This window comes from Nocardiopsis mwathae, assembly GCF_014201195.1.
Lineage (GTDB): Bacteria > Actinomycetota > Actinomycetes > Streptosporangiales > Streptosporangiaceae > Nocardiopsis_C > Nocardiopsis_C mwathae.
Window position 1 is genome coordinate 2,712,048 of sequence record NZ_JACHDS010000001.1, and the last position, 26,419, is coordinate 2,738,466.

Annotated in this window: 23 protein-coding genes and 1 tRNA gene; 8 read left to right on the forward strand and 16 right to left on the reverse strand. The window is 72.5% G+C overall.

The genetic code is table 11. The annotated features are described in order from the left end of the window. Nucleotides 1-50: 50 nt before the first annotated feature. The 4 genes from HNR23_RS11680 to HNR23_RS11695 all read right to left on the reverse strand — a co-directional run bounded on the left by HNR23_RS11680 (nucleotide 51) and on the right by HNR23_RS11695 (nucleotide 6,252). A complete protein-coding gene (locus HNR23_RS11680) occupies nucleotides 51-785 on the reverse strand; it encodes an alpha/beta hydrolase family protein (protein WP_184075605.1) in 735 nt (244 codons plus the stop codon). A gap of 149 nt (nucleotides 786-934) precedes the next feature. Beyond that, complete coding sequence (locus HNR23_RS11685; protein ID WP_184075606.1) at nucleotides 935-3,334, reverse strand: bifunctional salicylyl-CoA 5-hydroxylase/oxidoreductase; 2,400 nt, start codon at nucleotides 3,332-3,334, stop codon at nucleotides 935-937. 10 nt (nucleotides 3,335-3,344) lie between these two features. Then, the gene (locus HNR23_RS11690; RefSeq protein WP_184075607.1) at nucleotides 3,345-4,982 is read right to left on the reverse strand and encodes an AMP-binding protein; all 1,638 of its coding nucleotides are present in this window, start codon (nucleotides 4,980-4,982) and stop codon (nucleotides 3,345-3,347) included. A gap of 22 nt (nucleotides 4,983-5,004) precedes the next feature. Further along, nucleotides 5,005-6,252 carry an acyl-CoA dehydrogenase family protein gene (locus tag HNR23_RS11695; protein ID WP_184075608.1) on the reverse strand — a complete coding sequence of 416 codons (1,248 nt, stop codon included), beginning with the start codon at nucleotides 6,250-6,252 and terminating at the stop codon, nucleotides 5,005-5,007. Nucleotides 6,253-6,583: 331 nt separating this feature from the next. Here HNR23_RS11695 and HNR23_RS11700 point away from each other — a divergent pair, with 331 nt between their 5' ends. Continuing rightward, nucleotides 6,584-7,465, forward strand: a complete 882-nt coding sequence (locus HNR23_RS11700; RefSeq protein WP_184075609.1) for a PaaX family transcriptional regulator C-terminal domain-containing protein — start codon at nucleotides 6,584-6,586, stop codon at nucleotides 7,463-7,465. Nucleotides 7,466-7,505: 40 nt separating this feature from the next. On the opposite strand, the gene HNR23_RS11705 is transcribed toward HNR23_RS11700, so the two are convergent. The 6 genes from HNR23_RS11705 to HNR23_RS11730 all read right to left on the reverse strand — a co-directional run bounded on the left by HNR23_RS11705 (nucleotide 7,506) and on the right by HNR23_RS11730 (nucleotide 12,641). Beyond that, complete coding sequence (locus HNR23_RS11705; RefSeq protein WP_184075610.1) at nucleotides 7,506-7,973, reverse strand: RidA family protein; 468 nt, start codon at nucleotides 7,971-7,973, stop codon at nucleotides 7,506-7,508. Next, nucleotides 7,974-8,801, reverse strand: coding sequence for an enoyl-CoA hydratase family protein (locus tag HNR23_RS11710; RefSeq protein WP_184075611.1), 828 nt, complete (start codon nucleotides 8,799-8,801; stop codon nucleotides 7,974-7,976). Nucleotides 8,802-9,093: 292 nt separating this feature from the next. Further along, a complete protein-coding gene (locus HNR23_RS11715) occupies nucleotides 9,094-9,924 on the reverse strand; it encodes an aldo/keto reductase (protein ID WP_184075612.1) in 831 nt (276 codons plus the stop codon). Between the two features lie 299 nt (nucleotides 9,925-10,223). After that, nucleotides 10,224-10,544: a hypothetical protein gene (locus tag HNR23_RS11720; protein ID WP_184075613.1), complete on the reverse strand. Its 321-nt coding sequence runs from the start codon at nucleotides 10,542-10,544 to the stop codon at nucleotides 10,224-10,226. 69 nt (nucleotides 10,545-10,613) lie between these two features. Continuing rightward, a complete protein-coding gene (locus HNR23_RS11725; protein ID WP_184075614.1) occupies nucleotides 10,614-12,041 on the reverse strand; it encodes a nitronate monooxygenase in 1,428 nt (475 codons plus the stop codon). A gap of 114 nt (nucleotides 12,042-12,155) precedes the next feature. Continuing rightward, nucleotides 12,156-12,641, reverse strand: a complete 486-nt coding sequence (locus HNR23_RS11730; RefSeq protein ID WP_184075615.1) for a hypothetical protein — start codon at nucleotides 12,639-12,641, stop codon at nucleotides 12,156-12,158. Nucleotides 12,642-12,935: 294 nt separating this feature from the next. On the opposite strand from HNR23_RS11730, the gene HNR23_RS11735 reads away from it, so the two are divergent. The 6 genes from HNR23_RS11735 to HNR23_RS11760 all read left to right on the forward strand — a co-directional run bounded on the left by HNR23_RS11735 (nucleotide 12,936) and on the right by HNR23_RS11760 (nucleotide 19,538). Next, nucleotides 12,936-13,760, forward strand: coding sequence for an alpha/beta fold hydrolase (locus tag HNR23_RS11735; RefSeq protein WP_184075616.1), 825 nt, complete (start codon nucleotides 12,936-12,938; stop codon nucleotides 13,758-13,760). 155 nt (nucleotides 13,761-13,915) lie between these two features. Further along, nucleotides 13,916-14,704 (forward strand): GNAT family N-acetyltransferase, encoded by a 789-nt coding sequence (locus tag HNR23_RS27200; protein WP_184075617.1) that lies wholly within the window; start codon nucleotides 13,916-13,918, stop codon nucleotides 14,702-14,704. Between the two features lie 203 nt (nucleotides 14,705-14,907). Continuing rightward, nucleotides 14,908-15,855 carry an alpha/beta hydrolase gene (locus HNR23_RS11745; RefSeq protein WP_184075618.1) on the forward strand — a complete coding sequence of 316 codons (948 nt, stop codon included), beginning with the start codon at nucleotides 14,908-14,910 and terminating at the stop codon, nucleotides 15,853-15,855. A gap of 211 nt (nucleotides 15,856-16,066) precedes the next feature. Then, nucleotides 16,067-17,254, forward strand: coding sequence for a hypothetical protein (locus HNR23_RS11750; protein ID WP_184075619.1), 1,188 nt, complete (start codon nucleotides 16,067-16,069; stop codon nucleotides 17,252-17,254). 188 nt (nucleotides 17,255-17,442) lie between these two features. After that, entirely contained in the window at nucleotides 17,443-19,242 is a 1,800-nt protein-coding gene (locus tag HNR23_RS11755) for an L-lactate permease (RefSeq protein ID WP_184075620.1), read from the forward strand. A 131-nt stretch (nucleotides 19,243-19,373) separates the two neighbouring features. Continuing rightward, the gene (locus tag HNR23_RS11760; RefSeq protein ID WP_184075621.1) at nucleotides 19,374-19,538 is read left to right on the forward strand and encodes a hypothetical protein; all 165 of its coding nucleotides are present in this window, start codon (nucleotides 19,374-19,376) and stop codon (nucleotides 19,536-19,538) included. Nucleotides 19,539-19,657: 119 nt separating this feature from the next. On the opposite strand, the gene HNR23_RS11765 is transcribed toward HNR23_RS11760, so the two are convergent. From HNR23_RS11765 to HNR23_RS11780, 4 genes are all read right to left on the reverse strand, one after another. Next, nucleotides 19,658-20,989 carry a 2-hydroxycarboxylate transporter family protein gene (locus tag HNR23_RS11765; protein ID WP_184075622.1) on the reverse strand — a complete coding sequence of 444 codons (1,332 nt, stop codon included), beginning with the start codon at nucleotides 20,987-20,989 and terminating at the stop codon, nucleotides 19,658-19,660. 367 nt (nucleotides 20,990-21,356) lie between these two features. Further along, complete coding sequence (locus HNR23_RS11770; protein ID WP_184075623.1) at nucleotides 21,357-22,514, reverse strand: glycerate kinase; 1,158 nt, start codon at nucleotides 22,512-22,514, stop codon at nucleotides 21,357-21,359. Nucleotides 22,515-22,548: 34 nt separating this feature from the next. Continuing rightward, on the reverse strand, nucleotides 22,549-23,610 hold the full coding sequence (locus tag HNR23_RS11775; protein ID WP_184075624.1) for a tartrate dehydrogenase: 1,062 nt from the start codon (nucleotides 23,608-23,610) through the stop codon (nucleotides 22,549-22,551). A gap of 70 nt (nucleotides 23,611-23,680) precedes the next feature. After that, nucleotides 23,681-24,562 carry a LysR family transcriptional regulator gene (locus tag HNR23_RS11780; RefSeq protein ID WP_184075625.1) on the reverse strand — a complete coding sequence of 294 codons (882 nt, stop codon included), beginning with the start codon at nucleotides 24,560-24,562 and terminating at the stop codon, nucleotides 23,681-23,683. Nucleotides 24,563-25,377: 815 nt separating this feature from the next. On the opposite strand from HNR23_RS11780, the gene HNR23_RS11785 reads away from it, so the two are divergent. Further along, complete coding sequence (locus HNR23_RS11785; protein WP_184075626.1) at nucleotides 25,378-25,635, forward strand: hypothetical protein; 258 nt, start codon at nucleotides 25,378-25,380, stop codon at nucleotides 25,633-25,635. Between the two features lie 66 nt (nucleotides 25,636-25,701). Here HNR23_RS11785 and HNR23_RS11790 read toward each other — a convergent pair. Together HNR23_RS11790 and HNR23_RS11795 are read right to left on the reverse strand one after the other, a co-directional pair. Then, a tRNA-Pro gene (locus HNR23_RS11790) sits at nucleotides 25,702-25,775 on the reverse strand. Nucleotides 25,776-25,869: 94 nt separating this feature from the next. After that, a complete protein-coding gene (locus HNR23_RS11795) occupies nucleotides 25,870-26,385 on the reverse strand; it encodes a 2-thiouracil desulfurase family protein (protein WP_184075627.1) in 516 nt (171 codons plus the stop codon). Nucleotides 26,386-26,419: the final 34 nt, after the last annotated feature.

The following is a 26,419-nucleotide window of genomic DNA, read 5'->3' on the forward strand; positions in this document are numbered from 1 at the left end:
CCGGTGCCGGGGCCGCCACGGTCGACCGCTCCCGGACGCGGGCGGCCGCTTCAGCGCGCTCCGAGCCATTCCCGGACCGAGCGCCACGACGCGTGTGACGGGTCGATGACGACGAAGTGGTCGGCGTCGGACAGCTCGACGTAGTCGACCCGGTCGCCGGCGCCGCGCGCGGCCTCCACATAGGCGCGGCTCTGCCCGGCGGGAACACGGTCGTCGCGGGAGCCGTGCACGACGAGCTGCGGGGTGCCGACCGGGATCCGCTTCAGCGGGGTGGCGTCCTCGACCAGCGCCGGGGAGGGATCGGGGCCGAGGAAGTCGGCGACGGCGCCCTCGCCGAGCCCTTCGTCCAGGCTCGTCCGCAGGTCGGTGACCGGGGCCAGGCCCACGACCTGTGTCAGCGGTGATCCGGGGGCGGCCATCAGGGCCAGGTGGCCCCCGGCGGAATGGCCGATGCCGACGACCCGGGCGGCGTCCCCCGGTTCGGCTCCGTCGTGCAGCCGGGCGTTGAGGAGGTCCAGTGCGGCGCGGACGTCGTCCAGGGTCTGCGGCCATCCCCCGCCGTCCTCACCGGTGCGCCGGTACTCGATGTTCCACACCAGCCACCCTGCTTCGGCCAGGTCGGCGGCGATGGGCTCCATCAGCCGGGTGTCGAAGCGGTCGCGCCACCAGCCGCCGTGCAGCAGGACGGCGACGGGGAAGGGGGCATCGGCGTCGGTGTCGGGCTGCCGGACGTGGATGACCTGGCTGGGGTGCCTGCCGTAGCAGAGCGTCGCTGACACCGGCATGGGAGGCGCCCCTTTCCTCAGCTGTCACAGGTTCGGCCGCGGCTGGATCCGACGGTAGCGTCCGCGGTCCCCCCACCGCCAGGGTGGTGGGTGCTCCGGCGGCGCTCCCGCGCCATGCCCGGCCGCGCCGCCCCCTCCGGGGGCCATGGTCACGCCGGGCCGCCCTGGGGGCGCCACCGGCGGTGCGCGGTCGTCGGATCACCTTGACCGCGCACCAGGTCCAGACGGGGACGCGGGCCGTCGGTGCGGCCGGTCCGGGGCTTGCGGGATCCGGCCCGGAACTGGACGGGCCAGGTCACCCCGGGCCCGTCGTAGCCCTGTTCTGCGGCGGCGTGCAGGGTCCAGCTCGGGTCGTAGAGGTGGGGCCGCCCCAGGGCGCACAGGTCGGTGCGGCCGGCCAGGATGAGGGAGTTGACGTCGTCGTAGGAGGAGATGGCGCCGACCGCGATCGTCGGGACCCCGGTCTCGCCGCGGATCCGGTCGGCGAAGGGGGCCTGGTAGCTGCGCCCGTAGGCGGGCTCCTCGTCGGGGGTGACCTGGCCGGTGGAGACGTCGATGGCGTCGGCTCCGGCGTCCGCGAAGGCGCGGGCGATGGCGACGGCGTCGTCACCGGTGGTGCCGCCTTCGGCCCAGTCGGTGGCGGAGATGCGCACGGTCATCGGCTTGTCGTCGGGCCAGGCGGCGCGCACGGCGGTGAAGACCTCCAGGGGGAAGCGCAGGCGTGCTTCCAGGTCGCCGCCGTAGGCGTCGGTGCGCCGGTTGGTGAGCGGCGAGATGAAGCCGGACAGCAGGTAGCCGTGGGCGCAGTGGAGTTCCAGCAGGTCGAATTCGGCGCGGTGGGCGGCGCGCGCCGCGGCGGTGAAGTCGTCGCGGATCGCGGCCATCTGGCCGCGGGTCAGCTCGCGGGGGACCTGGTTGACGCCGGGCCGGTAGGGCAGCGGGGAGGGGGCCACGACGGGCCAGTTGCCGTCGTCCAGGGGCTGGTCCATCCCCTCCCACATCACCCGGGTGGAGCCCTTGCGCCCGGCGTGGCCGAGCTGCACGCCGATGGCGGCGTCGGTGTGGGTGTGCACGAAGTCGGTGACGCGGCGCCAGGCGGCCTCGTGCTCGGTGGCGTACAGCCCGGCGCAGCCGGGGGTGATGCGGGCGTCGGCGGAGACGCACACCATTTCGGTCATCACCAGCGCGGCCCCGCCCAGTGCTTTGGACCCGAGGTGGACGAGGTGGAAGTCGCCGGGGGTTCCGTTGGTCGCGGAGTACATGTCCATGGCGGAGACGACGACGCGGTTCTTCAGTTCCAGGTCGCGCAGCCGGAACGGGTGGAACATGGGCGGCCGGTGCGGCGGTGCGGCGGACGGCGGTCGGGCCTGGGAGCCGGACGGGGGCTGGTGCTGGGTGCCGCTGAACCACGCGTCGACGTCAGCGACGAAGTCCGGGTCGCGCAGCCGGAGGTTGTCGTAGGTGACCCGGCGGCTGCGGGTGAGCAGGTTGAACGCGAACCGGCGGGGTTCTGCGCCGGTGTGCCGGTCGATGTCCTCGAACCACTCCAGGCTGGCCTGGGCGGCGCGCTGGGTGCTGGCGACGACGGGGCGGCGCTCCTCCTCGTAGGCGGCCAGGGCCGCGCCGACGCCCTCGTTCTCGTGGAGGGAGGCGGCGAGCGCGAGGGCGTCCTCCATGGCGAGCTTGGTGCCCGACCCGATCGAGAAGTGGGCGGTGTGCGCGGCGTCGCCGAGGAGCACGATGTTGCCGCGGCGCCAGGTGTCGGTGCGCACGGTGGTGAAGGAGCGCCACCGCGAGTTGTCGGGGATGAGGCGGTGGCCGCGGCCCAGGATGTCGGCGAAGAGCTTCTCGCAGGTCTCGACGGCATCGTGGTCGCTGTCGCCGGGGCCCAGGTCGGGCCGGTCGGCGAAGCCGGCGGCACGCCACACGCGTTCGTGCATCTCGACGATGAAGGTGCTGGCGTCGGCGGCGTACGGGTAGCCGTGCACCTGCACGGTGCCGTGCGGGGTGGCGACGATGTGGAAGTTGAAGGCGTCGAAGACGAGGTCGGTGCCGAGCCACATGTACTTGCAGTGGCGGCGGTCCAGGTGTTCGCCGAAGTCCGCGGCGTGGGCGCGGCGGGTGGCGCTGTTGGCGCCGTCGGCGGCGACGACGAGGTCGTGGGCGGCGGCCAGGTCGGCGGCGGGCGGCGCGGTGGTGCGGAAGTGCAGGGCGACGCCGAGGTGGGTGCAGCGGTCGCGGAGGATCCGCAGCAGCCGCCTGCGGTCGATGGCGGCGAAGCCGTGGCCTCCGGAGGTGGTGACCCGCCCGCGGTAGTGGATGTCGATGTCGTCCCAGCGGGCGAACGCCGACCTCAGTTCGGCGTACACGTCGGGGTCGGCGTGCTCGATCCCGCCGAGGGTCTCGTCGGAGAGCACGACGCCGAAGCCGAACGTGTCCTCGGGGGCGTTGCGCTCATAGACGGTCACCTCGTGGGCGGGGTCGAGCCGCTTCATCAACGCGGCGAAGTACAGTCCTCCGGGGCCGCCGCCGATACAGGCGATGCGCATGGGTGCGGGCTCACCCCTCCCTCAGTTTGAACCGCTGGAGCTTTCCCGTGGGGGTGCGCGGAAGGGCGTCGGTGAACTCGACGGCCCGCGGCGCCTTGTAGGGGGCGATCTCGGCGGTGACGAACCGCTTGATGGCCTCGGCGGTGTCCTCGCTCGCGGGGGCGCCGTCGCGGGGGATGACGAACGCCTTGACGAGCTGGCCGCGGTCGGGGTCGGGGATGCCGACGACGGCGGCCTCGGCGACCTGCGGCGCGCGCATCAGCACCTCTTCGACTTCGATGGCGGCGATGTTGTAGCCGGAGGAGACGATGATGTCGTCGGAGCGGGACCGGTACCAGAAATAGCCGTCGGCGTCGCGGACGTAGGTGTCGCCGGTGATGTTCCAGCCGTCGCGGACATAGCGCCGCTGCCGTTCGTCGTCGAGGTAGCGGCAGCCCACGGGGCCGCGCACGGCGAGGCGGCCCGGTGTTCCGTCGGGTACGGGGGCGCCGTCGGCGCCCAGGACGGCGGCGGTGAACCCGGGGACGGGGAGTCCGGTGGCGCCGGGGCGGATGTCGTCGTCTGCGGCGGAGATGAAGATGTGCAGCATCTCGGTGGCGCCGATGCCGTCGATGAGCCGTAGGCCGGTGGCGTCGAGCCAGGATTTCCACGTGGCGGCGGGGAGGTGCTCTCCCGCCGAGACACAGCGTCGCAGCGAGGTGAGGTCGCGGGCGGCCGCGCGGCCGAGCATGGCGCGGTAGGCGGTGGGCGCGGTGAACACCACGGTGGCGTGCTCCTCCTCGATCGCGCGCAGGAGACGTTCGGGTCCGGCCTTCTCCAGCAGGAGGGTGCAGGCCCCGGCCCGCAGGGGGAAGATGAGCAGGCCGCCCAAGCCGAAGGTGAAGGCGAGCGGGGGGCTGCCCGCGAACAGGTCGTCGGTGTGCGGGCGCAGGACGTGCGCGGAGAAGGTGTCGGCGATGGCCAGTACGTCCCGGTGGAAGTGGACGCACCCTTTGGGGCGGCCGGTGGTTCCGGAGGTGTAGGCGATGAGGGCGACGTCGTCGGCCGCCGTGGGGACGGCGGGGAAGGGCGTGCCGGGGGCGGCGGCGACACGGGCGGTGAGGTCGTCGGTGCGACCGGAGCCGTACAGGGTGACGCGGGTGCGGGCGGGAAGGTCGGGCGCGGCGCGGTCGGCCGCGGTGTCGAGGTCGTCGGCGAACCGGGCGTCGCACACGGCGTGGGAGATGCGGGCGGAGCGCAGGATGTCGGTGAGTTCGCCGCTGCGCAGGACGGGCAGGACGGTGACGGCGATGCCGCCGGCTTTGAGGACGGCCATCCAGCAGGCGGCCAGCCAGGGCGAGTTGGGGCCGCGCAGCAGGACCCGGTTGCCGGGGCGCACGCCTATCTCCTCGGTGAGGACGCGGGCGGCGCGGTCGACCAGCCACCGCAGTTCGCCGTAGGTCCACGAGGAGCGTTCGCCGCGGACGGCGGGCCGGTTGGGGCCATGGCGCTCGATGGTGCGGTCGAGGAGTTCTTCCGCGCAGTTGAGCCGGTCGGGGTAGCGCAGTTCCGGGAGGGGGGAGGTGAGGTCAGGCCACTGGTCGAGCGGGGGCAGGTGGTCGCGGGCGAAGGTGTCCGTATAGGCGGACGGTGACAGGGTCGGCTCCATGGGGGCTCCTCGTCCGGGCGGGTCAGCACTGGCGGTACAGCTCCCGCGCGATGATGGTGCGCTGGACCTCGGAGGCTCCTTCGTAGATGCGGGGGGCGCGCACCTCGCGGTAGAGCTCCTCCAGCGGGTGGCCGCGGCGCAGGGCGCGGGCGCCGTGCAGCTGGACGGCGGCGTCGACGACGTACTGCGCGGTCTCGGTGGCGTACAGCTTGGCCATGGCGGCACGGGCGGTCGGGGAGAGGCCGTCGCCGGCTCCGGCGAACGGCCCGTCCGGTGCGGGGGCGGTGGCGGTGGCGGTGGCGGCCGATGGGACCGGGGCGGGTGTTGCGGTCGCGCTCGCGTCGCGGGCGGTGGCGGCGGCGTAGACGAGCAGACGGGCGGCCTCGGTGCGGGTGGCCATCTCGGCGAGCGTGTGCGCGACGCTCTGCAGGTCGCAGAGCGGGCCGCCGAAGGCGTGCCGCCGGGCGGTGTGCTCGCGGGCGAGGTCGAGGGCCGCCTGCGCCATGCCGACGGCGAACGCACCGACGCTGGGACGGAACAGGTCGAGGGTGCGCATGGCGACGCGGAATCCCCGGCCCGGGGCGCCGAGGAGGTCGTCGCGGGTGACGGGGACGCCGTCGAAGGCGAGGTGGCCCAGGGCGTGCGGGGCGATCATGTCGAGGGGTTCTCCGCTGAGGCCCGGGCGGTCGGCGGGGACGAGGAAGGCGGTCACACCGCGCGCCCCGGCGTCGGGGCCGGTGCGCGCGAAAACGGTGTAGAGGTCGGCGTCGGGTGCGTTGGAGATCCAGGTCTTCTCGCCGGTGAGCCGCCAGCGGCCGGGGTTCGGGCCGGTTCCGGGCTCCGGTTCGGCGGCCAGGCGCAGCGCCGCGGCGTCGGATCCGGCGTCGGGCTCGCTGAGTGCGAACGCCGCCACGGCCTGTCCGGCGGCGACGCGCGGGATCCAGCGGGCGGCCTGTCCGGTGCCGCCGGACTGGATGAGGGGGTAGGCGCCCAGCCCCTGCAGCGCCAGTGCGGTCTCGGCGGCGGTGCTGACCTGGGCGAGGTGCTCACGGAGCAGGCACAGCTCGACCGCCGACGCCGGACGGGACGGTCGTCCGCCGTCGGCTCCCGGAAAGAGCGGGGAGAGCAGTCCGCAGCGGGCGAGGCGGTGGAGGAGGTCGCGGTCGACGCGCCCGCTGTGCGGGGGCGGTGCGGCTCGGAACTCGCCCTCGGCCGTCTCCCGCGCCCAGGAGGCGAATCTCCGCTGGTCGGGACTGAGCGTGAACGCCATGGCGGCCCCCTCCGGGACTTTCGGATCGGCCGGTGCTGCGGGATCGGTGACCCTTATGGCCCGAATATACAGAGTTGGTGACGCCCGTCAATGATTCATCACTCGTCCCGGAGATCTCGGAGACGCGCACCGGATGATCGGCGATTCTCGGTGCACGTCGCCGGGGCCAGGGCCGAGGAAAGCGGTTCCCCGCCCCGCCCTTCGCCGACCTCGGAGGCCGCGCGGTTTCGCGGGCGATTCTCGCCCCACGATCTCCGGGACCATCGGCGAGGTGGTGGCGGCGGCGCGCCGACCGCCGGGGCCTACCCTCCCGCCGCGATATCGTGCATGTGTGACGACGACATCGGGAACGGCATACGGCCAGGCCGACGAGCAGCCCGGCGAGCGACAGAACCGCAGGCCCCGGTCGCTGATCGTGTCGTTCTTCGGCACCTACGCCCGGGACGTCGGCGGGTGGGTGCCGGTCGCGGCGCTCATCTCGCTCATGGCCGGGCTGGGCGTGGACGCTCCCGGGGTCCGCTCCTCCGTCTCCCGCCTCAAACGGCGCGGACTGCTCGCCTCCGAGCGGGTCGGCGGGGTCGCCGGGTACCGGCCCTCCCCCGAGGGCCTGGCCATGTTCGGCGAGGGCGACCGGCGGATCTTCGACCGCCGGGTGGCCGACCTGGGCGACGGCTGGGTACTCGCGGTGTTCTCGGTGCCCGAGTCCGAGCGCCACCGGCGGCACCTGCTCCGCTCCCGCCTGGGCCGCCTCGGGTTCGGCACGACGGCGGCCGGGGTGTGGATCGCCCCCGCCCACCGGGCCGACGACGCCCGCCGCACCATCGCCGACCTCGACCTGACCGACTACGTCCAGCTCTTCAGCGGCCACCACCTCGGCTTCGGCGAACTCGCCTCGGCCGTGGCCCAGTGGTGGGACCTGGATGCCCTGCAGGAGATGTACCGGGACTTCGCCGACGCCCATGGGCCGGTGCTGGAGCGACGGCGGCGCACCGGAGGTGCGGTGTCCGCCGAGCACGGGGCCGACGCCTTCGCCGACCACCTGCGGGCGGTGGACGGCTGGCGGCGCCTTCCCTTCCTCGACCCCGGCCTGCCGCCGGAACTGCTGCCCCACCCCTGGGCGGGCAGCAGGGCGGCCGACGTCTTCTTCGAGCTGCACGGGCTCCTGCGCAGGCCCGCCCTGGACCACGTGCGCACGGTGACCGGCCGGGGGTGAGGGTGTCGGCGACCGCGCAACCGGACCGGGCCGGGCGGGGTCACGGCCCGGGGACCACCGCGGTGCCCACCAGCTCGATCTTCGCGTCGGGGTCGAACAGGTCGGTGACACCGAGCAGCGCCATCGCCGGGTAGTGGCGCCCCAGGTGGCGCCGGTAGACCGCGCCCAGGGGCTTGAGGCCGGCCCGGTAGCCTGCGGTGTCGGTGGTGTAGACGGTCAGCGAGACCAGGTGCCCGGCGGTGCCCCCTGCGGCATGCAGCGCCTCCAGGAGGTTGGCGAGCGCCAGATCGAACTGTTCGACCAGCCCCGGGCCGACGATCGCGCCGTCCGGGCCCTGCGCCGTCTGCCCGCCCAGGTGGACGGTGCGCCCGGGCGCGGCGACGACGGCGTGTGCGAAGCCGACCGGCGGGGCCAGGGTAGGGGGGTCGACGATGCGGTGCGGCGTCCCGGCGCCGTCCGCGGGCCGCGGTCGCCCGCCAGGCCGCCCGGTGTCCTTCGGTGCGCTCATCTACCGCCCCTTCCACCGCGGGTCGCGCTTGTGTGTGAACGCCGCGTGGAACTCCGCATAGTCCTCGCTCTTCATGAGCAGCGCCTGGGTCATCGCCTCCAGCTCGATGGCGCCGGAGAGGTCCATGTCCAGCTCACGGGAGAGCAGGGCCTTGGTCTGGGCGTAGCCGAACGCGGGGCCGTCCGACAGCCGCGCGGCCAGCGCGGCGACCGAGGCGTCCAGCTCGTCGTCTTCGACCAGCTCGCTGACCAGGCCGTAGCGGTCGGCGTCAGGGGCGGGGACGGTGTCGCCGAGCATCAGCAGCTTGGTGGCGTGGCCGAGTCCGACGACACGCGGCAGCAGGTAGGCGGCGCCCATGTCCGCTCCGGACAGGCCGACCCTGGTGAACAGGAAGGCGAAGCGGGCCGAGCGCGCGACGACGCGGAAGTCCGCGGCCAGGGCCAGCACGGCGCCCGCCCCGGCGGCGATCCCGTGGACACCGGCGATGACGGGGACGGGGCACTCCCGCATCGCCTTGACGACCTCGCCGGTCATCCGGGTGAAGGCCAGGAGGTCGTCGGGGGCCATCTTCAGGGTCGCGCCGATGATCTCGTTGACGTCGCCACCGGAGCAGAAGCCGCGCCCCTGCCCGCGCAGCACCAGCACACGCGTGTCACCGCGGTGCGGCAGCTCGATGAGGAGGTCGCGCAGGTCGGCGTAGACGTCGAAGGTGAGGGCGTTGATCTTGTCGGGGCGGGCGAACGTGACCGTGGCGACGCCGTCGGCGCGGGTCAGCTCGAAGTGCTCCCAGGAGTCGGTGATCGGGGCGGACGCTCGGAACGGGCTCATGTCCGGATGCCTCCTCCGTCGAGGGCAGGGGCCGACCGTCGGCGCACGCGGCGGCGTCGGGTACCGGGGCCGGGTGCACGGCGGGCTCCGTGCGGCGCACGCTATCACGCCTGTGTGACCCTCGTCATCGGTGCAATACATCACGACCGGGCTCCGGGCGGGCGCGACCATGGGGCGCAGGCCGGGAGGCGAGGGGACACGGCGCAGGACAGCGGTGGCCCGCCCCGTTACGGGGCGGGCCACCGCTGTCGCACGCGTTCGTCACCTCCGGTCACCGACCGGACCGGGCTTCTCAGGCCTGGTGGAAGGTGTCGGGATTCGGACCGAACCGCTCGTCGGCGTTGAGGTCGGAGATCGCCTGCACGTCGCCGCTGGCCAGCTCGAAGTCGAAGACCTCGAAGTTGGAGCGGATCCGCTCCGGTGTGGCCGACTTCGGGATGACGATGTTGCCGGTCTGCAGGTGCCAGCGGATGATCACCTGGGCCGGCGTCTTGCCGTAGGCGTCGGCGATCTTCACGACCGCCGGGTCCTGCAGCAGGTTGCCCTGGCCCAGCGGGCTCCACGCCTCGGTCGCGATGTCGTGTCGGGCGTGGAACTCGCGCAGCGGCGCCTGGGTCATCTTCGGGTGCAGCTCCACCTGGTTGACCGTGGGCGCGATGCCGCCCTCGTCCAGGAGGCGCTGCAGGTGCTCGATCTGGAAGTTCGAGACCCCGATCGCCCGGACGCGGCCCTCGATGTACAGGCGCTCCAGCGCCTTGTACGTGCTCATGTAGGCGTCGCGTTCCGGCATCGGCCAGTGGATCAGGTAAAGGTCGAGCCGCTCCAGCCCGAGCCGCTGCATCGTGGCGTCGAAGGCGCGCAGCGTGGTGTCGTAGCCCTGGTCGCTGTTCCACACCTTGGAGGTGATGAACAGCTGGTCGCGGTGGATCCCGGAGCGGCGGATGGCCTCCCCTACCCCCGCCTCGTTTCCGTAGACCGCGGCCGTGTCGATACTGCGGTAGCCGGCTTCGAGCGCCGTACCGACGACGCCCACGACGTCCTCGTCGGCGACCTGCCACACCCCGAACCCCAGCTGCGGAATCCGCACGCCGTTGTTGAGGGTGACCTCGGGAACCGTGAACATGTATGTACTCCCCCGTCACTGCAGGCTCAACGGTCGCGTTGAGCTTCGCATAACTCCCTCAGCGGCAACCCCTCGAATGCGCGGGCACATTCCCCGCACCCGCGCACTGTGAAAAGCCCCACTCCCCCACCAGTACCCGGATTCGGGCACGGCACGCACGGGATTATGCGCGGTGACAGAACCTCCGACCCGCTGGACACTCCGCGCGACCCGCCGTCACCCGGCCGATCGCACCGGGCCCCGGCGCGGCCGCGGGTACCGCGGTGACAGGGCCCCACGGCCCCGCCGCCGGATCTCGCTCAGTCGTCGAACCGGTACACCACGCCGAACACGACCAGCGCGTCCGACGCCTGCCCCAGGGCCAGGTCCTCGAACTCCGCGGCCGTCCCCTGCCTGATGACGTAGGGCGCGCCCGGCCAACGGGTCTCGATCTCGTGCGAGATCGCCGTGCGCGCGGCCGCGGCGGCGACCTCCCGCTGCTCGGGGGTGTCGATCTCCTCCGCCTGATAGGAGCGGGGAACGAGGTCGACGGCGTGCGCCTGTTCCGGAACCAGCCGGGAACGGCGACCCACCGCCGCCAGCCGCGGACGGAGCCAATCTTCGCTGCGCTGTTCCTCCATGCCTCATCTTCTCTCCACGACCACGGATTGTCACGTGTCACAAGCGAAGAGATAGGCCTCGGAGCGTACCTATTCCGGCAAGAGGTAGCGGACGACATCGGATGCGGAGTAGTCGCCGTCCGCTCCCAGCAGGTCCGGCAGGAAGCCGAGATCCTGGCCGAGCGTCAGCAGCGGGGGCTCGACATAGCCGCCCGGGCGGTGCCGACCCAGGCCGACGCCGGCGACGAGGCCGTTGCACAGGCACTGGCGCCCCACGGTGTCCTCGGCTGCCCCGCCCTTGGCGAGGTACTCGTCGACCGGTTCGGCCGGGCAGCGGTAGCCGACCCCGCCGTCGGGCCTGGCGTAGGGGGTGCGGAGGTACCCGAGGTCGCAGAGCCGGGGGCGGCCCTCGTAGACGTCGTCCTCGGACAGTGTCCCCGGGACCTCGGCGACCTTGAACGGGAACCCGGCCGGGGACGCGAGGGGATCGTTGCGCACCGCGAGCGTGCCCTCGGCCACCCGCTGGAGGAGGCGCCGCCGCAGCCGCGGATCGAGCCCCGACTCCCGGCAGAGCGCGAAGGCGCTCCCCACCTGGATCCCCGCTGCCCCGGCGGCGCCCGCGGCGGCCATTCCCCGCGGCGACGCGTATCCTCCGGCCGTCCAGAAGGGCAGGCCCAGCACCGCGACCTTCGCCAGGTCGACGCGGTCGCGCGGACCGTAGACCGGTTCACCGGACGCGTCCAGGCGCATGCGGCCGCGGGGCGGGGCGCTGTGCCCGCCGGCCGACGGTGCCTCGACGACGAACCCGTCGGGCCGGGTGACCGACGACCTGTTCAGGTACATGGCCAGGACGTCGGAGGAGACGATCGCGAGGAAGCGCGGCCGCGGCAGCGGCCCGACCTCGGGGAACGCGGACGGGTCGAAGGCGACGGTGTGGCGCTCGTCGGTTCCGGCGACGTCGACGGTGAGCTCGACCGGGGACCGCGCGGCCAGCGCGTCGAGCAGCGCCGGGATCTCGGTGGGGATCCCGGCTCCCATCAGCACGTAGTCGACCCCGGCGAGCATCGCCCCGTAGACGGCGGCGGGCGTGGCGAGCTGGATCTTCTCCAGGTAGTTGACGCCGACGAGCCCACCGTGCCCTTCCTTCGCCAGCCACACCTCCGCGAAATTGCCCGCGACGGTGAGATCCGTGCGCGTCCGGTTGGGCCGCAGGGAGGGTCGCGGGACCGGACGGAACCGGCGGCGGTCGGCGGCGACACCGCCCGGAACGTAGTAGCGCCGCAGGATGCGCTCGGCGGCCTCGGTGTCCGGGAAGTGGGCCAGCGCGCGCCGCAGGTGCCCGTCCGGGTCCCCGAGCCAGAGGCGCCGCGCCAGCTGGACGTCGAGCGCCACCCCCGACACCACGCCCAGCTGCCCGGTCCGGGCGACGGCCCGGGCCAGCCGCCACCCCGACACACCGACCCCCATTCCTCCCTGGATGAGGGCGGGGAGGTCGGAGGGTTCCGCGACGGGTGCCATGGCGCGCCTTTCGTGAGGGTGGAGCAGGGTGAGGGACAGGCTGTCGGAGTCCGAGCGGCCGCGGCCGACCGCCCGGGGGCGGCGGGGCCGCAAGATACGGGCGTGGCCGGCGCGTCAGAGGCCGAGCGCCGCACCGGAGGCGATGAGCGCGGCACCCAGCGCGGTGAGCAGCGCCCCCAGCCCCACCACCAGCGTGGTGAGCTGCCACGCCTGGTAGGCCGACATCAGCGAGGCGCGCAGGGACTCCCCCATGAAGGCGGTCTGGCGGAGGTCGGCCAGCTTCTCGTCGGCCGACCCCGAGGCGTAGTACTCGTCGCTCAGTTCGGAGTAGGTGCGCCCGCGGGTGGCGCCGTCGAGGTGCACCTTGATGAGGTCGGCATAGGCACGTGCCTCGGCCCCGGTCCGCACCGGCTTCCCGGCGTAGGCGGTCAGTTCGTCGGGGAGCCCGCGCTCGACGGGGAAGGTGATCTTCTGGGCCGCCAGCTCGGTGCGGATCTCCTTCTTGCCGCCGCAGCCCCGCAGCACCATGACCGGCCCGGCGGCCAGTAATGCCACGCCGACGACGCCGAGCGATACGCTGGCCACGAACGTGCTGAGCATGCGTTTGCCTCTTCTCCGGGTCCGAGCCTTGCGGCCGCGTCCGATCTGCCGTCACCAGGCTCCGGCACACTGCGGTCGCCAACGCAGGGTCGCTGTTCGCCAAACAACAGGCCAAAAGTCCCCTACGCCCCCATATGTGACGATCTGCCCGCATTCCATGACGCCGTGATGCGGACGGGCCCCGAGGCGGCACCGCGGCCGCTGTGTGGGCACCGCGCACGGCGGGTACCGAGGCTGCCGACGGGTGCGGGCACGCGGCGCGCCCCGGGGAACCCCCGCCGCGAGGGAGCATGCATGCCGACGATCCAGGTCAACGGTGCGACGATCGCCTATACCGACACCGGCCCGCCCCCGGACCACCCCGACGCGCCGACCGTGCTGTTCGGCCACGGGCTGCTGTTCAGCGGCTGGCTCTTCCACCACCAGGTGGCCGAGCTCCGCGACCGCTACCGGTGCGTCACGCTGGACTGGCGCGGCCAGGGCGACAGCCCGGCCGCCTCCGACGGCTACGGCATGGACACGCTCACCGCCGACGCCACCGCCCTCATCGAACGGCTGGGCCTGGCACCCGTGCACTACGTCGGCCTGTCCATGGGCGGGTTCGTCGGCCAGCGCATCGGCGCTCGCCGCGGCGACCTGCTGCGGTCGCTGGTCCTGCTGGACACCAGCGCCGATGCCGAGGACCCGGCCAAGGTCGGGCGCTACCGGCTGCTCGCGTCCGCCTACCTGCTCCTCGGCATCCGACCGGTGCTGGGGCAGATCCTCCCCCTGATGTTCGGGCCGGCCTTCCTCGCCTCCGAGGAGAGCCGACCGGTCGTCGAGGAGTGGACGCGGCGCCTGCGCAGGTGCAGGCGGACGGGGATCCGCAAAGCGGTCCTGGGCGTCGCCGACCGCGCCCCGGTCCATGACGAGATCGCCGCCATCGACGTCCCCACCCTGGTGGCCACCGGCGCGCAGGACGCGGCCCTTCCCCCCGACCACGCCCGCCGCATCGCCGCCCGCATCCCCGGCGCACGGCTGGAGATCATCACCGACGCGGGCCACTCCAGCACGATCGAGCGGCCCGCTGCCGTGAACGCCCTGATCGCCGACTTCCACGCGTCGGTCGAGAAGGCCTGACCCGTACTCGGCGCGGTATCCGACCGAAGGCCTGTCACCGCCCACCACCGTGCGGCCGCACCCGCGACCGCCGTCCCCGGGAGGCGCGGAGTAGCATTGCCCACCGGTTGCCCTGCCGGGACCACCGGTCGGACGGACGCAGCGACGGGAGACCCATGCCCCAGAAGTCGACGGCCGAGCGCGCCGTCCTCACCGACGCCGCCGGTGCCGGGGTCCTGGACTACCTTCTTCCGCTGCCCGGCACCCCCCGCTACGCCGCCGACGCCCGCCCGCTGGTCCCCGGCGCTGCGCGGACGGTCCTGGACCGGATGCGCGGGTGGCGGATCACCACCCGGGCGGAGTTCGGCGGGGAACTGATCGCGATGGGCGCCGAGCCGCAGCGCACCTCCCGGAAGATGCGCCGGAACCTCGTCGACGACCCGCCACCCGCCGCCTGGGCCGGCCTGGCACCCGACCGGCCCGGTCTCCGCGTCACCGCGTTCGACCAGGGCATCGACCGGCTCTTCCCGGCGATCCAGGAGGCCTTCCCGCCCGGCCATCCGGACAGCCGGTCCGTGCTGGACCCCGGCGCGGACCGTGCGGCACTGTCCGCACTGCTGTCGGGCCGGGCACTCGGCCCCGTCCAGGACCTGAGCTCGCTCGTGGTCGACGACGGCCGGAACGCGGATGACCCCGTCGCCGCCGGGCTGGTCGTCAACGACCGCGCCGCAGGGGTCCTCTGGATCGGTGAGGTCTTCCGGCGTCCCGACGACCGCTACCGCGGCCTCGGCGGGCTCCTCCTCCGCCGGATGCTGGCGGCGGCGGCCGGGGCCGGCGCCCCGGAGGTCGGCCTCGCGGTGACCGTCGGCAACGACGCGGAGCACCTCTACACCCGCCTCGGCTTCCGCGACCTGGGCGTGTTCACCACGGTCCGGATCCCCGGGGAGCCCGAGCGGGCCGGCTGAGCTGCGGACCCAACACGCGCAACACCGCCGGGCGCCGTTTCCCCCCGCGACTCCGGTCGTCCCCTGTTCCCCCGCAGTCCGCGGGAATCCACTGGCGTTCGGGCGATGCGGCCGTTAGAGTCCCGAATCCGCAGCCGGTCCGGAACCCGGTTCTGCCGCCGGTGCCGGGCGACCACCCCCTCCCCACAAGGTCAGGTGCACGCATGCAGCCCACCCAGGAGACCCTCGACTTCATCGACCTGCTCAGCCGCAACCTCCCCGACCTGCGCGCCGGGGCGACCGTCGACGACCTCCGATCCGCCATCAGCGCGGCAACGGCGGTGGACGGCCCCGACGTCGCCGTGGTGCGGGACCTGTCGTGCCCCGGACCGGCCGGGCCGGTACCGCTCCGGCACTACCGGCCCGTCCCGGACACGATCGCGCCCGGCATCGTCTTCTTCCACGGCGGCGGGTTCGCCACCGGCGACCTGGACACACACGACCACATCTGCCGCATCATCGCGGCGGGGACGGGGGCGGCCGTCGTGGCGGTCGACTACCGGCTCGCGCCCGAACACCCCTTTCCCGCGGCGCCCGACGACGCCTTCGCCGCGACGCGGTGGGTGGCCGAGAACGCCGAGGAGCTGGGCATCGACGCGGGACGGCTCGCGGTGGCCGGGGACAGCGCGGGCGGCTGCCTCGCCGCGGTCGTCGCCCAGCTGGCCCGCGACGCAGGCGGTCCCGCGATCGCCTACCAGGCCCTCGTCTACCCCGTAGTCGACTGGGACGACACCGCGGCCCGCGAGCTCTACCCGTCGCGCACGGGCAACGGCGACTCCTACTTCCTCACCGCCGAGGCCATGTCGTGGTTCGGCGAGCAGTACATCGCGGACCCGTCGGACCGCACCGACGTCCGCGCCTCCCCCATCCGCGCCGCCTCCCTGGCGGGACTGCCGCCCGCGCTGGTCCTCACCGCCGACTTCGACCCGCTGCGCGACGAGGGCGAAGCCTACGCCCGCGCCCTCGCGGCCGCCGGGGTCGCCACGACGACGGTGCGGATCAACGACGGCTTCCACGGCATCCTCGGCTTCGGGGCCTTCCTGAACTCGGCCGAACGCGCGGAGACCGCATTGGTCTCGGCCCTCCGTGCCGCCCTCGCCGACGCGTCCTAGAACGGCGGTCCGCGGTACGACCGAGCAGCGGAACCTGGCCGGGGGTGTCCCTCGGGGATCCCTTCGGGCGTCCAGCGGCGGCCGGTTCCGGTCGCCATCCGGGGCAATGAGTCGAAATCGCCCCGGATCAAGCTGGTTCGTCGGAGAATATGCGCATTCTCGGGCCACCGGTGGGCGGCCCTGAGGGGCGTCGGCGGGGTGGTGGTCGGTCATGGGCGCGCGTCAGCGGTGGTCCGGTCTGCGGAGAGCGACGCTCGGATTGCTCGTCCTGCTCGCTGCGGCGCGTGTCGTCGCGCGGGGCCGGAGTCCGGTCCCCCGGCCTCCGGCCAAGGACGCGCCGGCTCCGCGAGGTGGCCCCGGCGGCGCCGGACGCGGCTGGGGGCTCGCCGTCCTCAGTTGGAACGGGTGGCTGGTCGTGGCGCTGGTCGCCGCGACCGGCTACGTGTTCTCCCTCGGCCAGGAGATGTATCGCAACGGGGCGCAGGAACCGCCGGTGCCGCCGTCGAACCCCGGATGGCTGCTGTTCTACACGACCGACCCCGATGCCGAGCCCGTGGTAGCGATCACGGTTCACGGCGAGAAGGGCACCGGCGCTCACGACGACGGTGCCGCACCGCCCCAGGCGTGGCTCGATCTCACCGTCGTTCCGGACACCGGCCGTGACCACCACTGGGCGCTGGTGTTCGACCGTGTGCTCCTGCCGGAGAGTCGCCGACTGCACGAGGCGGGGAGCTACTGCGAAACCGCGGGGCCGGATGACAGGATCTGGCACTCCTCCGGTTTGGCCGCGGTGTGGAGCGAGGTGGTCGGCTTCCGTGAACCACACGGTGCATTCTCCCAGGGAACCGTGATCGTCGGCCGCCCCGAACCGAACGATCCCCCCTCACTGGGGCCGGCCGCAACCGGCGACGCGCTGCTGCCCGAGTACTGCCTGCGCGTCCCCGTGGACCAGGGCATCGTGTCTCCGACCCCCGCCCAGTACCTGGTGCAGTCGCCGGTGATGGGCATGCCCCGGGAGAAGCGGTATCCGGAGTGGAGCCAACCCGATCTGCGGCCCCGTTCGGACGAGTTCACCGATCTGCTGCTCGACGAGGACGCCCCCCTGAGGCTGGCCGACGACACCCTGTATCGCGTGCGGATCACCGACCACGTCGGCCACATGCTGTCGGAGGCTCCCATGGATCCGCTCAGTGTCTCGGACTGGACGTGGGAGGGCACGGGTTCGCTGGAGATGCGGGCGCTGATCAGCCGCCCTGCCCAGCAGGCCCAGCAGCAGCGCGACATGTTCTGGGCGGGGGTGCTGCTCTCCGGTGCGAGCGCCCTGCTGCTCTGGACCGTGGAACTCACCTTCGGGCCGGAGCGCCGCCCGCTGCTCGCCCGGCGGCCGCCCGGTGGATGAGGAGCCCGGCGGCGCGCACCGGCGGGCCTGCTGCGGGGTTCTCACCTGCCGATTCGCCGCCGCCCCTTGACGAACGGCAGTGTGATCTGCGACATATCCCAGAGGCCATAAGCGACCGAAACAGGACGAGATCCATGCCCGAAAGGCCGTAGACCACCGCGCGGCCGCAGAGGAACGAGGGACGACACGTGCCGACATCGCATCCGGCTGTCCTCAGCCTGCTGGCCCTCCTCCCCATCCTCGCCATCGGTGTACTGCTCGTCGGACTGCGGTGGCCGGCCAAGTACGCGATGCCCGTCGGCTACGGGGTGGCGGTCACCGTCGCCGTGGCGGTGTGGCAGGTGGGGTGGTGGGACATCGCCGCCTCCACCGTCCAGGGGTTCGTCATCGCCGCCGGGCTGCTCTACATCGTCTTCGGCGCGCTGCTCCTCCTCGCCACGCTGAGTGCGAGCGGGGCGCTGCGCTCGATCCGGGCGACCTTCACCCGGATCACCCCCGACCGCCGGATCCAGGTCATCATCGTCGCCTGGCTCTTCGGCAGCTTCATCGAGGGCGCCTCCGGGTTCGGCACCCCCGCCGCCGTGGCCGCGCCGCTCCTGCTCGCGCTGGGGTTCCCCGCGATGGCGGCCGTGCTGGCCGGGCTCATCATGCAGAGCACACCGGTCAGCTTCGGCGCGGTCGGGACGCCGCTCCTCGTCGGCGTGCACGGCGGGCTCTCCGGGGCGGCGGAGGTCGAGCAGAACCTGCACGCCGCCGGGACGGGGCTGGACGCCTACATCACCGGGCCGGTCACCGTACACGTCGCGCTCATGCACGCCATCGTGGGCACGCTGATCCCCCTGTTCATGGTCTGCATGCTCACGCTCTTCTTCGGTGAACGCCGCAGCGCGGCCGACGGCCTGCAGGTCGCGCCGTTCGCCCTGTTCTCGGCGCTGGCGATGACCGTCCCCTACCTCCTTACCGCCTGGCTGCTCGGCCCGGAGTTCCCCTCGCTGTTCGGCGGGCTCATCGGACTGGTGATCGTGGTGTCCGCCGCCCGGCGCGGGTTCCTGATGCCGACCGGGACGTGGGGATTCCCGCCCCGCGACCGCTGGCTACCCGACTGGATGGGCCGCATCGTCCCGGACACGCGGGAGGTCGGCGACGGGGACGTGGGCACGGCCCGTGCCTGGACCCCCTACGTCCTGGTGGCGGCGCTGCTCCTGCTGACCCGCCTGGCCCTGGCCGACCCGCTCCAGGCTGTGACGGTCGGTTGGAGCCGCATCTTCGGCACCGAGATCTCGGCGGACTTCAGCCCGCTGTGGTCTCCCGGGTTCGTGTTCCTCACCGTCATCGCCCTGACCTACGCGCTGCACCGGATGAAGCGCCACGAGATCGCCGAGTCCTGGAAGACCGCCGGCCGTCAGCTCGGCGTCGCCGCGGTCGCCCTGCTGGCCGCCGTCCCCATGGTCCGCGTGTTCATCAACTCGGGCACCGAGTTCAACGCCTCCGGCCTGGACAGCATGCCGCTGACACTCGCCGCCGGGGCCTCGGCGCTCGCCGGAGAGTCCTGGCCGGTCTTCGCCCCGTGGATCGGTGCGCTCGGCGCCTTCGCCGCCGGGAGCAACACGGTGAGCAACCTGATGTTCTCGCTGTTCCAGTTCTCCACGGCCGAACAGATCGGCGCCCCCACCGCGGTGGTCGTCGCCGCCCAGGCGGTCGGCGGCGCGGCGGGCAACATGATCACCGTGCACAACGTGGTCGCCGCCTGCGCCACGGTCGGCCTCATCGACCGGGAGGGCGCCCTGATCCGCAAGACCGTGATCCCGCTGGCCTACTACTGCCTGGCGGCCGGGATGCTGGCCTACGTCCTCGGCTTCGGCCTCGGCCTCAACACGGGCACCATCGGGTTGACGCTCCTGCTCCTCACCCTGGCGGCGGCGGCCGCTCTCGCCTGGCGCTCACCGGCAGCGCCCGTCGGGCAGCCACCGGCCCCAGGCGGGCCGTAGCGTAGTGCGCACGACCGGCCGACGGCCCGCGACCCCGGCGGCCACACGCTCGCGGCCTCCACCCTCACTGTGTCACCGCGGACTTCGGCACCGTCGACCTCGCGATGCCGCCCCCGCAGAGGATCGGGCACGTGGCCGCGATCGGCCGGAACGACCGGGACATCACCGGGGTCACCGCCTTCGGCGCCCGCTCGGTGATCGCCGATAGTCGACGACCCCGGACTCGCCGCCCTCCGGTACTCGTCGCGATCGCCGCGGTCGTCTCCCAACTCCCATCGGCTCGGGCGACGCGGTGATCAGCCCGGCCTGGGCTCCGCCCGTGCACGACCGAGGCGGTCGAGTCCCATCGGCGGCGGGCGTGATGAGGCGCCCCGGCCGACCGCTGCCTGCGGGGAGCGCGGCGATGCGCCGCCGCTCAGAGCAGCAGTGGGGCCACCAGGGATGTCACGATCAACATGCCCGCGCCCCCGATCCGTGAGGCGATCTGCACGAAGGGCATGAGTCCGAGCCGGTTCGCGGCGCTGAGGACGGCGACGTCGCCGGAGCCGCCCATGTCGGCCATGCCGAGGCCGGCGGCGATCGAGGACTCGATGAAGTAGAAGCCGATCACGAGTCCGACCAGGCCTGCCGCCACCGCACCGGCCACGACCGTCGCCACTGTCAGGGTCAGGTAGGCGGGATCGGAGACGACGTCGAGGACCTGGGCGAAATCGATCACGCCGGCGCTGATGGCGACCAGGATGGCGGGAACCCATGCCTGGGCGATGAACGCGTACCAGCCCTCCGCGCCCGCGTTGACCCGTTCTGGCAGCAGCCGGAAGACCTTCAGTGCCGCTGCGGCCGCGATGATCCACACATAGGCGTGCACGCCGGGGACGACCGAGGCCGCCAGCTCACCGAATGCGTAGATGGCGATCGACAGGACCATGCCGGTGGCCAGCAGGTCCAGCGGCACGGCCGAGGACGGTCGGGGTGTCGCGGCGCCGCCCTCCTGGCGGCGCAGCATGGCTCCGTCCCCTGACAGCGCCGCGAACCGGCCGCGCTTGCCCAGCCCGTTCAGTACGCCCGCGAGCAGGATGCAGATGATGTTGGCGAGCATCACCGCCGGTGCGAGCCGGGCGAGGTAGTACCCGGCGTCCCCGGGACCTGAGGCGGCGTAGATCTCCGCCATCGGGATGGCGCCGGCGGCCATCCCGCCGCCCATCGTCGGAGCGACGACGAACAGGACCGCGTTGGCCGCACCGAAGCCCATCAGATATCCCGCGAGAGCCCCGGTCGCGCCCGCCATGGCCACGGCGAAGACCAGGGGGACCAGGAACCGCGAGCCGATCCGGATGAGCAGGCGGCGGTCGATGCCGAGAACGCTGCCGACGATGATCCCGGCGACCGCGAATTCGGCGAACCCGAATTCGGTGTAGAAGTCGTCGGTGAGCTGCCGCACACTGTCCGGGAGGACGCCGAGGTAGAGCAGCAGCGCAGGGACGACGATACACAGCAGGGGGCCGCCGCCGAACGTGTTGAAGATGGGAATCCGGTCGCCGGCCCACTTCAGCGCGCCACCGATGAGGACGGCGATGACCATTCCACTCACGATATTGTTCGGCAGGGCTTCCCGGTAGATCGCGGCCAGGACAATGCCGAGCAGAACGATGTAGACGGAAACACTGAAACCGGAGATCTGGAGCTTTCGCGGGCTTGGTCGGTCGCTCGATTCGGCGGCATCGGCCACGGAACTCTCGCTGGACATTGAGGACGCCTCCCGAAAATTCTGCCGCGCGGGCAGATAAAGGGGATTTTTCGGTTGATAGGGACGGGATGTCCGTGGGCCCCCGGAAAGATCTTTCGAACAACGATCCGCGTCAGCGGAGTGCGGCGGGGCGGGTCGGGTCGGGGCCGGTGGCGCGCACCACGGGGTCGGCCGCCGAGTCGGCGCGGACCCGCCCCGGTCGTGTTCGCCATGGCATGTCCGGGGCGCGGTTGGGACCGCAGCCATCGGCCCTACGGCGGATCCCCGACCCCGTGAAGGTCCGACCGCTGAACGGGGTGGGCCGTGGCGCGGTCATGGCGCGGTCATGGCGCGGTCATGGCGCGGTCATGGCGCGGTCATGGCGCGGTCATGGCGCGGTCGCCCGACGGTCCGCGACGACGGAGGGGCAGGTTGTGGCCAGCTCATGCCCGAGGAGCCGGAGCTGGTGCACGCTGAGCTCCGGGTCGGTAGCGCAGCGGGGGTCGCGGTCGGCGAGCGCGTGCACCGCAGCGAACCCGGCACCGCGCCACTCGGCGGCGTCGATCAGGCAGCGTCCCACCGCGGCGATCGCGGGCACCCCGGCGGAGCGGGCCTGGGCGGCGACGATCAGCGGCAGCTTCCCGGCGAGGGTCTGGGAGTCAAGGCATCCCTCCCCGGTGACGGCGAGTGACGCGCCCGAAAGGACTGCGGGCAGCCCGGCCAGTTCCGCGAAGTACTCCGCGCCCGACACATGGCGGGCGCCGAGCAGGTACGCGCCGAACCCGATGCCTCCGGCCGCTCCCGCCCCCGGGAGCGCCGCGAGGTCCGCCCCCGTGCCTGCGGCGGGCGCAACCGAGGCCAGGACGCCGAGCGCGTGCTCCAGCAGGGCCGCCTCGGCCGGGCCCGCGCCTTTCTGCGGGCCGAACACCGCGACCGCCCCAGAGGGCCCGAGCAGCGGCGCGTCCACGTCTGCGGCGAGCACCAGCTCGGCGTGGGAGAGCCGGGGGTCGACCCCGGCCAGTTCGAGGTGCGCCACCGAGCGCAATGCTGCAGCCCCTGCGGGCAGTCGCCCTCCGGCCGCATCGGTCAGCCGGCCACCGAGCGCGGTGAGCATGCCGGCTCCGCCGTCCATACTCGCGCTGCCGCCTGCGGCCAGCACGATCCGGCGCGCACCAGCGTCGAGCGCGTGCCGGATCATGTCGCCGACCCCTGAGCTCGACGCCGCCAGAGGCGCCCGGTTGCCGCCGAGCAGCTGCAGACCGCACGCCTCGGCCGCTTCCACCACGGCGGTTCCGCCGCCCAAGGCGAACCGCGCACCGACCCGATCGCCCAGCGGCCCCCGGACGCGTACCGTCCTTGCGGCGAAGCCCGCGCGGAGGCATGCGGCGACGCTGCCCTCACCACCGTCTGCGAGTGGCCGGACGGTCACCTCCAGCATCGGGTCTCCGTCGAGGAGACCGAGCCGGAGCGCGTCCCCGACCTCATCCGCCGTCAGCGACCCCTTGAACTTGTCCGGCGCGACCACCACACGCCTCGCTGTTGCCATGGCCGTTCCTCCGCGTCGGGCAGCGCAGGGCCGCTTACCGGGACAGCGCCGCCAGCACTGCCTTGGTGAATTCTTCGGTGCCTGCGGTACCGCCCAGGTCCGGGGTGCGCACCGGTGTCCCGGCCAGCACCGCGGCGATCGCGTCCTCGACCTCCGCGGCCGCTTCGCCATGCCCGAGGTGGTCGAGCAGCATCGCGGCGGTCCATACCGCGCCGAGCGGGTTGGCCACCCCTCGGCCCGCGATGTCGGGGGCCGATCCGTGGATGGGCTCGAACATGGAGGGGAAGTCGCGTTGCGGGTTGAGGTTGGCGCAGGGGGCGATGCCGATGCCGCCGGCGACCGCGGCGGCGAGGTCGCTCAGGATGTCCCCGAAGAGGTTCGACGCGACGATCACGTCGAACCGGGACGGTTCGAGCACCACCTTGGCGCACAGCGCGTCGATGTGCTCGGAGTCCCACACGACCCCCTGGTGCGCGGCCGCACGCTCAGCGACGAGCTCGTCCCAGAACGGCATCGTGTGCACGATGCCGTTCGACTTCGTCGCCGACGTGAGCCGGCTGCGCCGCTGCGCGGCGAGATCGAAGGCATAGTCGACGACCCGCGTGACGCCTTGGCGGGTGAAGACCGCTTCCTGGACGGCCATCTCCTCGGCTTGCCCCCTGCCCAGCCGGCCGCCGATCTCGCTGTACTCGCCTTCGACGTTCTCGCGGACCACGACAAGATCCACGGACCCGGGGGCGGCATGCCGCAGCGGGCTCTCGACGCCGTCGAACACCTTGATCGGGCGCAGGTTGACGTACTGGCGGAAGCCGCGCCGGATCGGAATGAGCAGGCCCCACAGCGACACGTGGTCGGGGACGCCGGGATCACCGACCGCGCCGAGGAGGATCGCATCGTGCTGCCGGATCATCTCCAGGCCGCGCTCGGGCATCATGGCGCCCTCGGTGAGGTAGCGCTTGCACGACCAGTCGAACTCGTCGTAGCGGAAGGCGATGCCGTGCCGGGTGCCGACGGTGTCGAGGACCGCGCGGGCGGCGGGGGTCACCTCAGGGCCGATACCGTCACCGGCGATTACTGCGATTCGGTGGTTCTGCATGCAGCGAATTGAAGCAACACCCGCGCCACGGCGTCCAAGACGTAATCCGGGCCACACATATAGGAAATGCCTATAGGAGCTCCGGTGCGGCGGTCTCCAGGAACGCGGCCGCGGCGGGGGTAAGTCGGCCCTTCCTCCTGGCCAGCGCGACATACAAGTAGGCGGGCGGTTCGAGGTCCAAAACGAGCAACCCGGCCTGCCGGGCTAGAGCGGCCCACGACTCAGCGAGCACGGCGAGCCCCACCCCGCTGAGTACAAGCGGCAGGATCACCTCACGGTGCTCGGATTCCACGACCCCGGTCAGCCCCACTCCGGCCGCCTGGATGTCTTCCACCAACCGCCGCATTCCTGTGCCGCGCTGCCCGACGACGAGCCGCTGGCCCTCCAGCTGCTCGCGCCGGACCGGGAGCCCTTCGGTGAACGGTCCGTCCTTCGGGGCAATGAGCACGAACCGCTGCCGCGCGATGGTGCGCAGCCGCACATCCGCAGCAATGGACCCGTCCGGGGTCCCGAGCAACCCCAGCTCGGCGCTCCCGCTACGCACCAGCTCGATGGTCTCCTGCGGGGTGAACGCAGCGCGGATGAGCACCGAGATCCGCGGGTGCTCCCGGGTGAAGTCGGCGATCAGGCTGCTCAGCGGCTCGACGGCCTGCGAGGGCATCGCCGCGATCTCGACCCGGCCCGCCTGCAGGCCGCCCACCGATTCCACGCCGGCCCGCGCGGCCTCAAGGCCGCGGACCACGTCGCGGGCGGGCTCCACCAGTGCCCGCCCGGCGTCGGTCAGCACGAGGCCGCGGCCGACCCGGTGGAACAGGTCGCAGCCCAGATGGCGCTCAAGCGCCCGGATCGCCTGCGACAGCGACGGCTGGGCGAGGTGGAGCGCGTCCGCGGCCCGGTTGACGCCGCCATGGTCGACGACGGCGAGGAAGTACTCCAGCTGCCGTACATTCATACGCTGAGTGTGCCAGCCCGGTATGCCGCGGCCTTCTTCCGTGAACAGGCGCTGCGGCCGAGAGGGCAGATCACCAGGCCCGCCCGCACCTCATCGAGTCGATCGAATCCCGTTCGGCATTTTACGTGTTCGTGAAACCGGAACTGACCGCCGCCTTCAGGAGTGCGTGAAAAACGCGTTGACATCCCTCGGTGCGCCCTGATCCTTCTGGGGAAAGCTTGAAAAGGGATATGCCATAGCGAAGGGAAGTTCGACCGTGGAACGCTGTGCAGTCCGACACCGCCAGACGGCGCAGGGGGCGTCGCGCCCAGCCGCGCTGGAACACAATGCGGATTCCGCGGCCGTGTGGCCTCGGCCCCGGAGCCACGCACACCAGCCCCCAGTAGAGTCCAAGGCGGTTGTTTATCGCTCAGATGACCATGTCGTGGACTGACGATGCGACCCCTGGATTCCGTTCCGGGCGTGCACTGGTTCCACAGTGCGGCCATGCATGAAAACTGAATTCAGGCAACTTCACAAATGATGGCTCCACCAAGGCCGATAACGGCCACCGCAGCCCGGGCCGCACATCTCCCGTCTCTTGCCGACGTCATCGCGGGCTCCCCTGTCGGAAGGGGAGCCCGCCTTGTGGATGGCAGCTCGGCCTACCCGCATAGCTCAGCGAACAGAGCACCGAATCGCAGAGCCGCGGGCACAGATTCGACTCTTGGTGCGGGTGCGGCGATCCGGGCCGTGTGGCCGGATCCCGGTAGGCGTCCACAGCCATCCTGGCCGAGCGTTGCCGCAGCTCATCGGGGTATTTCCTCAGGTCTGCCATGACTCTCGTCCTTCCCGGAAACGAAAGCCTCCGTCACACCCGGCACAAGGCAGTCCTCCTGCTGACGATGGCGCTGCGCAAGGGCGAGCTCTCGGGGCTCCCCCGGTCGAGAGTTCTGTGTACCGGCGTGGCGCGCGCCATCCTTCGCCGCAGTAAGATCGCGACGACGCTGGAGGTCTACACGGAAGTCGCTACGGAGCAGTTCCGGGACGCTCTCCAGAAGCCGGGTCAGAGCCTGAACGGCCCGACAGAGTAGACATCAGCTGCACTCAACAGCTGTACGGCCGCTTCCGACAACCTCGGAAGCGGCCGTTTCCGCCGGTCGGGACGGCGGGATTTGAACCCACGACCCCTTGACCCCCAGTCAAGTGCGCTGCCAAACTGCGCTACGTCCCGGTGTTGCTCGGGGCTTTTCCGTCCCCGCCAACGAGTAAGACTCTATCGCATCCCCGCGCGTGCTCGTGACAGCTTTCGCCGCCGGGGCAGGGGTTCAGGTTCCGTTCGTGTCCTCTGTGGCTTCGAGGGCGAGCAGGTGGGCCTCGGCCTGGGGGAGTTGGTGTTCGGTGAAGGCTGCGATGCCGTGGGTGCGGAGGAGGCGGGCCGTGACGCCCTCGCCCGGGGTGGCGGCGCCGGTGAAGGTGCCGTCGTGGACGCGGTGGACGCCGCAGGACGGGCTGGACTCCTTCAGGACGGCGATGCGGGCCCCGTGCCGTTGGGCGGTGGCCAGGGCGGCGCGGGCGCCGGAGAGGAAGAAGGGTGTGACGTCGGCGCCCTGCGGGGTTCTGATGCGGGCGGCGCCGTCGAGGACGGCCTCGGCGTCGGCCCCCGGTTCGATTTCGGCCGGTGGCCGAGGAACGGGCAGGCCCCCGGCGACTTCAGGGCAGACGACCACCAGCCGCTCCTCGGCCCGCCAGCGGTCGAGGATGGTGTCGTCCACCGTCTTGGCGCGGCCGTCGAAGCGTACGCGCCTGCCCACCAGGCAGGCGCTGATCAGGATCTTGTGCACCTCGCCTCCTCGCCCCCACCGGTCCTTGTTCCTC

Excerpts from the sequence above, each read along its gene's own strand:
- HNR23_RS11725 (WP_184075614.1), bottom strand. The coding sequence starts at position 12,041 with ATGGCACCCGTCGCGGAACCCTCCGACCTCCCCGCCCTCATCCAGGGA.
- HNR23_RS11710 (WP_184075611.1), bottom strand. The coding sequence starts at position 8,801 with ATGAGCCCGTTCCGAGCGTCCGCCCCGATCACCGACTCCTGGGAGCAC.
- HNR23_RS11750 (WP_184075619.1), top strand. The coding sequence starts at position 16,067 with ATGGGCGCGCGTCAGCGGTGGTCCGGTCTGCGGAGAGCGACGCTCGGA.
- HNR23_RS11770 (WP_184075623.1), bottom strand. The coding sequence starts at position 22,514 with ATGGCAACAGCGAGGCGTGTGGTGGTCGCGCCGGACAAGTTCAAGGGG.
- HNR23_RS11715 (WP_184075612.1), bottom strand. The coding sequence starts at position 9,924 with ATGTTCACGGTTCCCGAGGTCACCCTCAACAACGGCGTGCGGATTCCG.
- HNR23_RS11765 (WP_184075622.1), bottom strand. The coding sequence starts at position 20,989 with ATGTCCAGCGAGAGTTCCGTGGCCGATGCCGCCGAATCGAGCGACCGA.
- HNR23_RS11785 (WP_184075626.1), top strand. The coding sequence starts at position 25,378 with ATGACTCTCGTCCTTCCCGGAAACGAAAGCCTCCGTCACACCCGGCAC.
- HNR23_RS11680 (WP_184075605.1), bottom strand. The coding sequence starts at position 785 with ATGCCGGTGTCAGCGACGCTCTGCTACGGCAGGCACCCCAGCCAGGTC.
- HNR23_RS11720 (WP_184075613.1), bottom strand. The coding sequence starts at position 10,544 with ATGGAGGAACAGCGCAGCGAAGATTGGCTCCGTCCGCGGCTGGCGGCG.
- HNR23_RS27200 (WP_184075617.1), top strand. The coding sequence starts at position 13,916 with ATGCCCCAGAAGTCGACGGCCGAGCGCGCCGTCCTCACCGACGCCGCC.
- HNR23_RS11780 (WP_184075625.1), bottom strand. The coding sequence starts at position 24,562 with ATGAATGTACGGCAGCTGGAGTACTTCCTCGCCGTCGTCGACCATGGC.
- HNR23_RS11695 (WP_184075608.1), bottom strand. The coding sequence starts at position 6,252 with ATGGCGTTCACGCTCAGTCCCGACCAGCGGAGATTCGCCTCCTGGGCG.
- HNR23_RS11730 (WP_184075615.1), bottom strand. The coding sequence starts at position 12,641 with ATGCTCAGCACGTTCGTGGCCAGCGTATCGCTCGGCGTCGTCGGCGTG.
- HNR23_RS11735 (WP_184075616.1), top strand. The coding sequence starts at position 12,936 with ATGCCGACGATCCAGGTCAACGGTGCGACGATCGCCTATACCGACACC.
- HNR23_RS11775 (WP_184075624.1), bottom strand. The coding sequence starts at position 23,610 with ATGCAGAACCACCGAATCGCAGTAATCGCCGGTGACGGTATCGGCCCT.
- HNR23_RS11705 (WP_184075610.1), bottom strand. The coding sequence starts at position 7,973 with ATGAGCGCACCGAAGGACACCGGGCGGCCTGGCGGGCGACCGCGGCCC.
- HNR23_RS11685 (WP_184075606.1), bottom strand. The coding sequence starts at position 3,334 with ATGCGCATCGCCTGTATCGGCGGCGGCCCCGGAGGACTGTACTTCGCC.
- HNR23_RS11690 (WP_184075607.1), bottom strand. The coding sequence starts at position 4,982 with ATGGAGCCGACCCTGTCACCGTCCGCCTATACGGACACCTTCGCCCGC.
- HNR23_RS11745 (WP_184075618.1), top strand. The coding sequence starts at position 14,908 with ATGCAGCCCACCCAGGAGACCCTCGACTTCATCGACCTGCTCAGCCGC.